The organism is Aneurinibacillus sp. UBA3580 (genome assembly GCF_002375825.1).
GTDB classification, from domain to species: domain Bacteria; phylum Bacillota; class Bacilli; order Aneurinibacillales; family Aneurinibacillaceae; genus Aneurinibacillus; species Aneurinibacillus danicus.
Genome location: NZ_DFMZ01000009.1, coordinates 7,740 through 19,479 on the forward strand (window position 1 = coordinate 7,740; position 11,740 = coordinate 19,479).

Here is an 11,740-nt window from a genome sequence, read left to right on the forward strand (position 1 = left end):
AGCCGCTCCGGCAGCGGCACAGGCGGCGCAGGGCGGACTCGAAGAGCGCAAGCCGTTGAAAGGTATCCGCAAAGCGATCGCAACCGCAATGACAAAGTCTGTGTACACCGCTCCGCACGTGACGATTATGGACGAAGTAGACGTAACGAAGCTGGTGGAGATGCGTACACGCTTCAAGCCGATTGCGGAGAAAAAAGAAGTCAAGCTGACATACCTGCCGTTTATCGTCAAAGCGGCGATCGCCGGACTGCGCGAGTTCCCGGAGTTGAACGCAAGCATCGACGACGAGAAGAACGAAATCGTATTGAAGAAATACTATAACATCGGGATCGCAACGGCGACAGATGAAGGCCTGCTCGTGCCGGTCATCAAAGATGCGGACCGCAAACCGTTGTGGAAGATTGCAGGCGAGATTTCAGAACTGGCAACCAAAGCGCGTGAGCGTAAAGCGTCTGCCGACGAGCTTAAAGGAAGCACATTCTCCATTACGAATATCGGATCTGCCGGAGGCATGTTCTTCACTCCGGTTATCAACTATCCGGAAGTGGCCATTCTCGGCGTAGGCCGCATTACGAAGAAGCCGGTTGTAAATGAAAACGATGAAATCGTGGTGGCTCCGGTTATGGCGTTGTCCTTAAGCTTCGATCACCGCTTGATTGACGGTGAAATGGCACAATTGTACGTGAACTACATCAAAGGACTGCTGCAAAATCCTGAAATGCTTGTCATGGAGGTGTAAAGCATGGTAGTAGGAGAGTTTACAACAGAGCTTGACGTGCTGGTTATCGGAGCGGGTCCGGGCGGATATGTGGCGGCGATTCGTGCCGCCCAGCTCGGCAAGAAGGTAGCGGTTGTGGATAAAGCGGAAGTCGGCGGCGTATGCTTGAACCGCGGCTGCATTCCGTCCAAATCGCTGATTTCGGCCGCTAAGCAGTACGAACAGGCGAAAGAAGGCGCAAGCATCGGTATTCATGTCGAAGGCGTAACTGTCGATATGAAGAAAGTGCAAGAGTGGAAGCAGAGCGTTGTAAATAAGCTGACAGGCGGGGTAGGAACCCTTCTTAAAGGAAACGGCGTTGAAGTAATTCCGGGCGAGGCGTTATTCGTAAGCGAAAATGAAGTGCGCGTATTCCACGGCTATGAAGTAAACCGTTATAAATTTAACCACTGCATTATCGCCACAGGCTCGCGTCCGATTGAAATTCCGGCGCTTCCGTTCGGCGAGCGCATTCTGTCTTCGACCGAAGCGCTAATGCTTGATCACATTCCGGAAAAAATGCTGGTCGTCGGCGGAGGATATATCGGCATCGAGCTGGGAACGGCATTCGCCAAGCTGGGATCGAAAGTAACCGTGCTTGAAGGTATGACGAACATTCTGCCGGGCTTTGAGAAGCCGATGGTGCAAATGGTGCGCAAGAAACTTAAAAAGCTCGGTGTGGAAATTCACACCGAAGCAATGGCGCAGTCAAGTGAAGTGACGGAGAACGGCGTAAAAGTAACGGCGAAAATTAAAGACAAAGAAGAGGTATTCGAAGCGGATTATTGCCTGGTAACGGTTGGACGCCGCCCGAATACGGACGGACTCGGTCTTGAAGCGATCGACATGAAGCTGACGGATCGCGGCCTGATCGAAATCGACAAACAGTGCAGGACAAGCGTACCGAACATCTACGCGATCGGCGACGTTGTGGCAGGTCCGGCGCTTGCTCATAAAGCATCTTACGAGGGCAAGGTGGCGGCAGAGGTCATTGCCGGTCAGCCGAGCGAAATCGACTACATGGCGATTCCAGCGGTCGTCTTCTCTGACCCGGAAATGGCGACGGTTGGTTTGACAGAAGAGCAGGCGAAAGAAGAAGGCTACAAGGTGAAAACCGGCCGCTTCTCGTTTGCTGCAAATGGACGCGCGCTGAGCGTCAATGAAACGGACGGCTTTGTAAAAGTGGTGGCTAACGAGGAAGATGGCCGCGTGCTGGGCGTACAAATTGTTGGTCCGGAAGCGTCTGACCTGATTGCAGAAGCAGGCCTTGCGATCGAGATGGGCGCGACGCTCGAAGACATTGCACTGACTATCCATGCGCATCCTACACTGGCGGAAGTGACGATGGAAGCTGCGGAAGCGGCGCTCGGACACAGTATTCACTCGTTATCGAAGTAAGACAATATAGAACAGAAAGAGCAGGCGAAGTTATACTCAGCCTGCTCTTTTTCTACATTCCTTCTTTTAGCTAAATAAGCGATTCGGACACGTCTGCCATTTTGCGGGAGTTTTCTTCCAGGGACGTCATGGAAGCGCTGATTTGCTCCGTGGCTGCGGCCTGTTGTTGGGCCAGGCTATCGAGGTTTTTGACCTCTTTTACAATCTCTTCGATGGTACTGGACATTTCCATGAGATTTTTCGAGATTTCTTCTACATTTTCCCGCGTACTGGAGGCCAGCTTGCGCACCTCGTCGGCGACAACCGCAAATCCCCGTCCGGCATCGCCTGCACGTGCCGCCTCGATTGCCGCATTGAGAGCGAGAAGATTGGTTTGATCGGCCACCTGCTTGATTAAGTTGATGACTTTGCCTACGGTGCTCAGTGCATTCTGCGCCTTCTGAGAGTTTACGGAAAGAGCGCTGACCGCGTCTGCCATACCTGTTGCTCCCGCCGCAATTTCTTCGGTGGCCTGAGTGGTCTGTTCGGAAGTCTGCATCAGTTCGGACGCCATCTTCTTCAGCAGTTCCTGCTTGTGAATCGGCATGGCAATAGCCATGGCGCCGATGAGGCGACGGGTTTCGTCAAACAGGGGAACCGTGTTGGCGGAATAACCGAATCCGAACGGCGATTCTTTCTCGTTAATGATTTGATTAATCTTCCGTTTCTGGTCCAGCGTGCGGCGCAGTGTGCTATTTTCGGGGATGGGGCTTCCGACCTTAAAGCCAAATTTCACATGCTTTCCTTCCCAGTATCCAATCACTTTTTCTGTATCGGTCAGCACAAACGTGTTTTCTTCATTAAATAATTCGTAAAGGCGCAGACAAGATCTCTTCAGTGAGTCAAGTTCATCGTGAAGCTTCTGGTTTCTTTCGGTTTCCATAATCATAGGGAGCACACTCCTATTCAATTTAAGAAATGGTATGTTTTTTGACTGGTATTTTCTGCTCCTTTTATCATAAACCAAAACATGGAATAAGAGAACAAAGAAATAGATGAATTTAGTTCTATAAGTATACAACGAAGCCGGAGAGCTATCCCCGGCTTTTGAATTACATTATTTAACTGCTGCAGCCTTTGCTTCTTGTTTTGCAAGTTGTTCCTTCACATAGCGGTTGTCTTTGTGCTCCGCACATTCTGGCGAGCAAGAACGCTTATGTTCATCTTCGCATGCTTCACAGCAGAAATGCTGCACATTGCACCACGGGTTCGCGCAGTTCACATAGCGGTCGCTTGGCGTGCCGCAGTGTTTACAGGTAGAGATGATTACATCTTCTTCGGTTCGGTTAATCGGTACGGAAATTCGCTCGTCGAATACGTAGCATTTACCGTCAAACAGGCGTCCCTGCACTTCCGGATCTTTGCCGTATGTGACAATTCCGCCGTGCAGCTGCGCTACGTCCCTGAACCCTTCTTTAATCAGAAAACCGGACAGCTTTTCGCAACGGATGCCGCCTGTGCAGTACGTGATAACTTTTTTATCTTTGTACTGGCCCAGATTCTCGCGGATCCATTTCGGGAACTCACGTGAGGTTTTAACGCCGGGGCGAATGGCGCCACGGAAATGGCCGAGTTCGTACTCGTAGTCGTTACGACCGTCAATGACAATCACATCATCACGCTGCAGATGCTCGTAGAATTCTTTCGGACTTAGATATTTTCCTGTCGTCTCGTTCGGGTCTATGTCTTCGTCGAAACGCCAGGTTACAATTTCTTTTTTGTGGCGGACAAAGATTTTTTTGAATGTGTGCTTATCGGCCTCATCGATTTTGAAGAAGATATCGGTAAAGCGCGGGTCTTTGCGCAGTTCTGCCATGTAAGCGTCCGTTTGTTCCTTTGTTCCAGACAGCGTGCCGTTAATCCCTTCTTCGGCGATGATAATCCGGCCTTTCACTCCAAGTTCTTTGCAGAATGCTAAATGTTCAGCTGTGAATTCTTCCGGATTCTCAATATGGACGTATTTATAATATAAAAGCACGCGATACGGCTTTTCGTTCTCTCTATGCGTTTGCTGCATGAGAACATTCCTCCCTGTGGTATAGTTTTGCTGCATTAATGAATTTCCCGGGTATAGCTCATATAGACAAGCGATACGAAAATCATGCATAATAAGAAACAACCAGTTTATGTTATACGGGAACTGGCTGTGTATATTAAACAATATAATTATGTTGTTTATATTACGGTACTACATCATATCACAGTCAATGCCGAAAAGGGAAGTGGGGATTTGTAGAAATGTCAGCATGGTTCGGTTCTTTCATTATCGGCTGGATGATTCTTCTTATTTCATTGTTCGCCATCGGCGGTTACTTCATGTTTCGAAAGTTTTTGAAATCGATGCCGAAACAGGATGGAATGTCAGACTTGGATTGGCAGGATCACTATATTGATAGGACGCGTCATATGTGGACGGAAGATACGATGGAGCTGCTGAACGAACTGGTCAGCCCGGTTCCGGAGTTGTTCCGCGATGTGGCCCGCCGCAGCATTGCCGCCAAAATCGGCAAGCTGGCGCTTGAGGAAGGTGCGGAGAAGATGACGAATGACCTTGTCATCAAAGGGTATATTCTGGCGACACCGGCACGCGATCATAAGTTTTTGGTCGCTCATTTAAAGAAAAAGCAGATTGATTTTTCGCCGTACAAACAGCATTTAAAAATTAATGTAGAATAACGGAAAAAGAGAAGGAGCGTTCGCTTGAATGCCCTTCTCTTTCGTGTTTTAAACGGTTACGGGGAAAAGTAAAAACATAGACGACTCAGGAAACGGAGATGGTTACCATATTCGGGGTTGTTTTTATTTTAATGCCTGCCGCTTAGCAGCAGCGTGTGCGGTTTCCGTTTCCGTACCGTTCGTCAATCGCCTGCCGGAAGAATTCCTTCTCCGACAGCGGAGCCGCTTCGTCTTTTGGAGGCGCCGCGTACCAGTAATCAAGATACAGCTCATAGTCCGGGATGCCGAAAATCATCCGGATTGTAGACCGAACCCGGCGCATAAGCGAATGGTTTACGGACAACTCCTTGATTTTTTCCGGCGGAACATAGGTGCGCTGCGGACATGATTCATCGCGCCACATACATTATTCCTCCTTACTTTACGCAGTGTGCGAATGGTTGTTGTAGATGAGAGACGCGTCGCCCTTGGATTCCACGTAAGGCGCCTCCTGCAGCGAACCGCGGTATGTGCCGCGCAGAATGCTAATCCAGACTCTCAGGCAGTCGATAATAAGCAAAATCACGATGCCTGCGAAAATTGCGGTCATTACAGCGTCTACACGGTCGTTGAAAATCATCTGTTTTGCGGCTTCTATCGTTTTTACGCCCTTAGGCAGCTGACCTTGCTCCACCGCTTTTGAGAAAGCGGAGGCATGAGAGAGGAAGCCGATTTTTGGATCGGGATGGAACAGCTTCTGCCAGGCCGCTGTCATCGTAACGGTGAGCAGCCAGGAGAGCGGCACGAGCGTAACCCAGGCATACGCTTTTTTGCCCATCTTCAGGATAATCGTCGTTCCGACCGCCAGAGCAATCGCAGCCAGCATCTGATTCGCAATACCGAACAGTGGCCACAGTGTCTTAATACCACCTAGCGGGTCGATAACCCCGGCATACAGGAAGTATCCCCAGGCCACGCTAATTACGGCACTGGAAATGATATTGCCGGGCAGCCATGTCGTGTCTTTAAATTTCGGAGCGAAGTTGCCGATCAATTCGCTTACCATGAAGCGCCCGACCCGCGTACCGGCGTCGATGGTAGTCAATATAAATACAGCTTCGAACAAAATCGCAAAGTGATACCAGAATGCCATCAGCGCTTTACCGCCGACAATAGCCGAGAAGATGACGGACATACCGACCGCAAGCGACGGTGCACCGCCTGTGCGGGATAGGATTGAATTCTCCCCTACGTCTTCGGCCAACTGCGTCAATTCGGCGGCAGAGATGGTAAAGCCCCATTCTGTAATCGTGCGGGCTGCGGTCACAGCGTCGGTGCCGATAGCGGCGGCCGGACTATTAATCGCAAAGTATGTGCCCGGCGTCAGAATGGTTGCAGCGATGAGAGCCATAATGGCTACGAACGATTCCATTAGCATGCCACCGTAACCGATCATACGGCTGTGGCTTTCTTTTGCAATCAACTTCGGCGTCGTACCGCTCGATATGAGCGAGTGGAACCCGGAGATGGAACCGCAGGCAATTGTAATAAACAAGAACGGGAATAGATTACCTGTGAAAACCGGTCCGGTTCCGTCGATGAATTTCGTTACCGCAGGCATTTGCAGATTCGGCAGCGTCAGGATGATACCGATGCCGAGCAAGCCGATGGTTCCAATCTTCAGGAACGAGCTCAAATAGTCACGCGGTGCGAGCAGCATCCATACAGGCAGAATGGATGCGATAAAACCATAGATAATCATTAAAATAGCAAGCGCTTCCGGACTGAGCGTGAACATAGGTCCGAGAGTCGGAGATTCCGCCACCCATTGGCCGGCCACAAGCGCAAACATCATGAGAGCAAAACCGATGAACGAAGTTTCACCAACGCGTCCTGGACGGATATAGCGCATGTAGAAGCCCATAAAGAGCGCAATCGGAATCGTCATGGCAATCGTGAAGGTACCCCATGGACTTTCGGCCAGCGCATTAACGACGACAAGCGCCAGTACGGCAATTAAAATAATCATAATGGCAAGAATACCAACCATGGCAATCAAGCCGCCTACGGGTCCGATTTCCTCCTTCGCGATTTGTCCCAGGCTTTTTCCGTCGCGGCGCATGGAACCGATGAGGATGATGAAGTCCTGTACGGCACCTGCAAGAATAACGCCTACAACAATCCAGATCGTGCCGGGAAGATATCCCATCTGGGCGGCAAGCGTTGGACCGACCAGCGGACCGGCACCGGCAATTGCCGCAAAGTGATGGCCGAATACCACCCATTTATTTGTTGGGATATAGTCTTTACCATCATTGTGAACTTCGGCGGGCGTGGCCCGTCTGTCATTTAGGTTGAAGACTTTATGGGCGATAAATCGGCTATAAAACCGGTAAGCCACCGCATAGCTGGCCAGGGCGGCAACCAGTAGCCAGGCTGCGTTGATTTCTTCACCGCGTACAAGCGCCAGCCATCCCCAGGCTACCGCGCCGACGATCGAAATCGCACCCCAGATGAGAATGGAGAGTATACGGCTTTTCATAATGAATCCCCTCTTTCTTTCTGTTAAATTCTATGATTTTAAATTTTCTAAAATTTTAACTTATTGTAATATATGAAAAGGCTCTCCACTACCGTTTTTGAATAAATGGTAGTAAATGATACATGAACAGTAAAAAAATCGTAATTATTTGCAGAGAACAATGGAGGCAGCCAGCATGTGCCTAAAAAGGGTTCACACGTGTTGGCTGCCTGAGTTCTGTCTTGTGGAGTGCAATTTCTAAAAACCAAGCCGGGATTTCAAATCTTTGACTACTGTTCTGCTTACGGGGAGGACGGTTTCTTCTGTGTTGTTCATTTTAACCTGAACTGTGCCTTTGAACCACGGGATAAATTCCATAATATGACGTAGATTGACAATGTAGGTGCGGTGGATGCGGTAGAATTTCTCCTTTGGCAGTTTTTTCTCTAAGTCCTGAAGGGAAAACGATGTAATGTAGTTTTCATACCGGGCGTAAATTCGTGCATTCCGTCCTTCGGCGGCAGCATAAACGATGTCATCAATGTCAACGAATGCTACGCTTGTCGCTTTTTCCACAGGAATGCGGGAGAAGGAAGAGGATGATCTCGACACCGGCTGCATTGTCTCGATAATCTGGCGCAAAGTATGCTCCAGGGCGTACGGCTCATTCGGCACGTCCTTTTGCGTGCCGCGCATGTGTTTACGCAGCCGCTCCATTGTTTTGTCCAATCGCTCCTCATTAAACGGTTTTAAAATATAATCCACTGCTTCCGTTTCAAACGCCTGCAGGGCATACGAATCATATGCGGTAGCATAGACGATATAGGGGCCTGCGCCACCCGCGGCCAGCTTTTCCGCCACTTCAAGACCTTCCATATCATGCAGATGAATGTCGAGGAATACTACATCGGGCTTGCAGTCGGCGATTACTTCCAGTGCTTCTTCGCCGCTTTCGGTTTCGTTCACAATCTCAACATCGTTATATTGTTCCAGCAAATAGCGAAGCTCCGACCTGGCCGGAGCTTCATCGTCGACAATAACTACTCGCAGCATCATTTACGATACATTCCTTTCTTCCCAGGGCATGGTGAGAGTACAAACGGTACCGCCGCCCGGATTGCTCTCGATTACCAGATCGTACGGCTTGCCGTACAATGCATGCAGTCGGCTCCGCACATTCGCAAGTCCGATGCCGGACAGTGGAGGTGTGTGAGTGTGCGGCGTAAATCCCACACCGTTGTCAGTGACGCGTACGGTGAGTACGCCCTTCTCTTTGCCGATAAAAATATGAATCGTGCCGCCTTTCTTTTTTGGAAGCAGGCCATGCTTGACCGCATTCTCTACAATCGGTTGAAGAATCAAGCCGGGGATATGCTGCTTCCAGGCATCCGGATGAATGGAAGTTTCAACCCGGAGCTTATCGCCGAAGCGGGCCTGCTCAATCTCAAGATAGGCCTCGACATGCTTCATCTCTTCTTCTACTGTAATCATTCGGTCGCCCTGGTGCAGATTCCGCCGGAAAAATTCGGCCAAATTCACGATAAGGCGGCGGGCCGTTTCCGGTTTTGTGCGAATGAATGAAGAGATGGTGTTCAGAGCGTTAAACAGGAAGTGCGGATTAATCTGCGCGTGTAGAGCGCGAATCTCTGCGTCGGCCAGAAGCGCCGCTTGTTTTTCCAGATCCGCGATTTCAAGCTGGGTTGAGAATAGCTGAGCCAGTCCGCGGGCCAGTTCCCAATCAACCACTGAAACCTCGTGATGACGCTTAAAATACAATTTCAACGTTCCAACCGTCGAGTCTTTCTTTTTCAGCGGCACGACAATCGCGGAATGGAGAGGGCAGTCCTTGCTGCTGCAGCCGATTTCCTCTTTGTTCTTCGCCCAGAGTACTTTCTGAGTGCGCAGCGCTTCAAGTGTCGCTTCCGTCTGCAGCGGTGTGCCTCTGCGATGGTGACTGTTTCCGGCACCGATGTGGGCAAGGATTTTCTCCCGGTCTGTAATGGCTACCGCGGCCGCCTCGGTCATGTTGTAGATGACTCGAGCTGCCTTCTCTGCGGAATATTCATCCAATCCCTGGCGCAGAATTGGCAGTGTAATGTCTGCAATTTGCAGTGCGCGCTGCGCCTGCATCGACCCGATTTTTTCTTCTTCCGCCTTTGCTGCTTGCACGATCATGACGAGCAACGCGATAGCTGAGGCATTGACGAGCATCATCGGGAGTGCAATAATTTCGACAAGGCGAAGCGCTTCCGGAAACGGTCGCGCGATGGCAAGAATAATAAGCATCTGAACGCCTTCGGCCAGAAAGCCGACCATCCAGGCAACACCCCAATGCATGGAACGCTGGTGATATCTGAGGTACACAAGACCGGCAAGCAGTCCTTCTACCGTTGTTGAGACAGCACAGGCCACATCGGTAAATCCGCCGAGAAAATACCTGTGCAGACCGGCCAAAAAACCGGTTACGGTACCGACAAGCGGACCTCCCAGAAGACCTGCCATGACGGGACCGATAACACGGGAATTGGCGAGCGCCCCCTCAATGGGGATCGCCGCGTACGTCCCGTAAATACCGATAAGTGTACATACTATAATCGTAATTACTTTATCACGCGGTCCATCCGTGCGTCTGAGCATGCGCCGGAAGAAGCGGAAACGAGAGAGAAAAAAGCCCAGCACGACAAGAGTAGCAGTGCGCTCAGCCAAATCGATAAACAGCGGATGAAGCAGCGGCATACGTACGCCTCCTTATTATGAGCGGTAACGTTGTTACTCAAAGTATATCATTCGTATGTGCCCCGTCAATTTTGAGAAGAGAGGATACAAGGAGATGAGCAGATGAACAACCTGACAATGAGTACAGATTTATATCAGATTAATATGATGTATGCCTACTATAAAAAAGGGATGGATCGGCAGCGCACGGTATTTGATGTTTTTTTCCGTAAGGCCCCCTGCGGCAACGGTTATGCGGTTTTTGCAGGACTTGAACAGGTGCTTGATTATATTGAAAACATTCGCTTTACGGAAGAAGACATCGCATATCTTAGAAGCGTCTATCCATATGAAGAAGGTTTTCTTGACATGCTGCGGAATTTCCGCTTTACCGGAAGTATCTCTGCGATGAAAGAAGGAACAATCGTCTTTCCTGGCGAGCCGCTGATTCGCATAGAGGCGCCCGTTTGTGAAGCGCAATTAATCGAGACAACCATGCTGACAATCATTAATCACCAGACACTTATCGCTACGAAAGCGGCAAGGATTGTCGGTGCAGCGAAAGGAGATACTGTTCTTGAATTCGGCCTGCGCCGAGCTCAGGGGGCGGATGCGGGTTATTACGGTGCGCGTGCCGCGTACATCGGGGGCGTGCATGCCACGTCGAATGTGATGGCAGGCCGCGATTTTGGTATTCCGGTACGGGGCACGCACGCACACAGCTTTGTACAGCTTTTCGAACACGAATTGGATGCATTTACGGCATATAGCGAGGCATTCCCGGATGAGACGGTGCTGCTCGTCGATACGTATGACACGCTGGGCGTAGGTATTCCGCATGCCATCAAGCTTGGCCTTGCCATGAAGGAAAAAGGAAAGAAACTGCTCGGCATCCGGCTTGACTCCGGTGACCTTGCGTATTTATCCAAGGAAGCGCGCCGCATGCTGGACGATGCGGGGCTTGAGGATGTAGCTATTATTGCTTCGAGCGATTTGGATGAGCACCTGATCCAGGATTTGAAAAGCCAGGAAGCGCAGATTACGATATGGGGCGTAGGAACGAACCTGATTACGTCATCCGATTGCCCTGCGTTAGGAGGCGTATATAAGCTGGCTGCAGTGGAGAAAGACGGCGAATGGCTGCCGCGTCTGAAGATTTCCGAGAACCCGACTAAGATTACGAATCCGGGCTATAAGCAGGTCGTGCGCTTCTATGATCTGGCGACGGATAGACCCCTGGCGGATTTGATTGCGCTTGAGGACGAGGAAATTCCGCGCGACAAAATTACTTTGTTCCATCCGTTGTTTCCGCATAAGCGTAAGACAATCTGCAATTATCGGATCGAATCGCTGCTGCATCCGATGATTGAGCGAGGTCGACGTTGCTATAAAACACCTTCGCTGGACGATATCCGAGAATATTCCCGCAAAGATTTGGCCCGTTTCTCGCCCGAGATCAAGCGTCTGACTAACCCGCATGAGTATCATGTCGATTTGAGCCAGAAACTGTGGGATTTAAAGCAGCGTTTAATTCATCAGGAGCGCGAATAAAAAATGCAACTTTTCCCAATCTCCTTCCGTAAAAAGAAATGTAAGGAAAAAATTTGGAGGGGGAATCGGAATGAAAAAAAGAAGAGCGATGACAGCAGGAATGC

Annotated in this window: 10 protein-coding genes; 4 read left to right on the top strand and 6 right to left on the bottom strand. The window is 50.2% G+C overall.

The genetic code is table 11. From position 1 onward, the window contains the following. Positions 1-739, top strand: a 739-nt coding sequence (locus B2899_RS01870; protein ID WP_286883618.1) for a dihydrolipoamide acetyltransferase family protein, incomplete at its 5' end; no start/stop codon positions are given. Between the two features lie 3 nt (positions 740-742). Then, positions 743-2,155, top strand: a complete 1,413-nt coding sequence (gene lpdA / locus B2899_RS01875; RefSeq protein ID WP_146809888.1) for a dihydrolipoyl dehydrogenase — start codon at positions 743-745, stop codon at positions 2,153-2,155. Positions 2,156-2,225: 70 nt separating this feature from the next. On the opposite strand, the gene B2899_RS01880 is transcribed toward lpdA, so the two are convergent. Both B2899_RS01880 and B2899_RS01885 read right to left on the bottom strand, forming a co-directional pair. Beyond that, positions 2,226-3,083 (bottom strand): methyl-accepting chemotaxis protein, encoded by an 858-nt coding sequence (locus B2899_RS01880; protein WP_286883621.1) that lies wholly within the window; start codon positions 3,081-3,083, stop codon positions 2,226-2,228. Between the two features lie 168 nt (positions 3,084-3,251). Beyond that, on the bottom strand, positions 3,252-4,211 hold the full coding sequence (locus B2899_RS01885; protein WP_286883623.1) for a rhodanese-related sulfurtransferase: 960 nt from the start codon (positions 4,209-4,211) through the stop codon (positions 3,252-3,254). A gap of 221 nt (positions 4,212-4,432) precedes the next feature. Here B2899_RS01885 and B2899_RS01890 point away from each other — a divergent pair, with 221 nt between their 5' ends. Continuing rightward, positions 4,433-4,870: a DUF2621 family protein gene (locus B2899_RS01890; protein WP_146809885.1), complete on the top strand. Its 438-nt coding sequence runs from the start codon at positions 4,433-4,435 to the stop codon at positions 4,868-4,870. A gap of 142 nt (positions 4,871-5,012) precedes the next feature. Here B2899_RS01890 and B2899_RS01895 read toward each other — a convergent pair whose 3' ends face one another. The 4 genes from B2899_RS01895 to B2899_RS01910 all read right to left on the bottom strand — a co-directional run bounded on the left by B2899_RS01895 (position 5,013) and on the right by B2899_RS01910 (position 10,106). Continuing rightward, entirely contained in the window at positions 5,013-5,273 is a 261-nt protein-coding gene (locus tag B2899_RS01895) for a YbdD/YjiX family protein (RefSeq protein ID WP_286883625.1), read from the bottom strand. Positions 5,274-5,291: 18 nt separating this feature from the next. Then, on the bottom strand, positions 5,292-7,391 hold the full coding sequence (locus B2899_RS01900) for a carbon starvation CstA family protein (RefSeq protein ID WP_146809883.1): 2,100 nt from the start codon (positions 7,389-7,391) through the stop codon (positions 5,292-5,294). Positions 7,392-7,628: 237 nt separating this feature from the next. After that, complete coding sequence (locus tag B2899_RS01905; protein WP_286883628.1) at positions 7,629-8,426, bottom strand: LytR/AlgR family response regulator transcription factor; 798 nt, start codon at positions 8,424-8,426, stop codon at positions 7,629-7,631. Further along, complete coding sequence (locus tag B2899_RS01910) at positions 8,427-10,106, bottom strand: sensor histidine kinase (protein ID WP_246147295.1); 1,680 nt, start codon at positions 10,104-10,106, stop codon at positions 8,427-8,429. Between the two features lie 102 nt (positions 10,107-10,208). On the opposite strand from B2899_RS01910, the gene B2899_RS01915 reads away from it, so the two are divergent. Further along, positions 10,209-11,636 (top strand): nicotinate phosphoribosyltransferase, encoded by a 1,428-nt coding sequence (locus B2899_RS01915; RefSeq protein WP_286883630.1) that lies wholly within the window; start codon positions 10,209-10,211, stop codon positions 11,634-11,636. The last annotated feature ends 104 nt before the right edge of the window (positions 11,637-11,740 follow it).

What these genes read in the sequence shown, in the direction of transcription:
- lpdA (WP_146809888.1), top strand. Translation starts at nt 743, where the DNA reads ATGGTAGTAGGAGAGTTTACAACAGAGCTTGACGTGCTGGTTATCGGA.
- B2899_RS01880 (WP_286883621.1), bottom strand. Translation starts at nt 3,083, where the DNA reads ATGATTATGGAAACCGAAAGAAACCAGAAGCTTCACGATGAACTTGAC.
- B2899_RS01885 (WP_286883623.1), bottom strand. Translation starts at nt 4,211, where the DNA reads ATGCAGCAAACGCATAGAGAGAACGAAAAGCCGTATCGCGTGCTTTTA.
- B2899_RS01890 (WP_146809885.1), top strand. Translation starts at nt 4,433, where the DNA reads ATGTCAGCATGGTTCGGTTCTTTCATTATCGGCTGGATGATTCTTCTT.
- B2899_RS01895 (WP_286883625.1), bottom strand. Translation starts at nt 5,273, where the DNA reads ATGTGGCGCGATGAATCATGTCCGCAGCGCACCTATGTTCCGCCGGAA.
- B2899_RS01900 (WP_146809883.1), bottom strand. Translation starts at nt 7,391, where the DNA reads ATGAAAAGCCGTATACTCTCCATTCTCATCTGGGGTGCGATTTCGATC.
- B2899_RS01905 (WP_286883628.1), bottom strand. Translation starts at nt 8,426, where the DNA reads ATGATGCTGCGAGTAGTTATTGTCGACGATGAAGCTCCGGCCAGGTCG.
- B2899_RS01910 (WP_246147295.1), bottom strand. Translation starts at nt 10,106, where the DNA reads ATGCCGCTGCTTCATCCGCTGTTTATCGATTTGGCTGAGCGCACTGCT.
- B2899_RS01915 (WP_286883630.1), top strand. Translation starts at nt 10,209, where the DNA reads ATGAACAACCTGACAATGAGTACAGATTTATATCAGATTAATATGATG.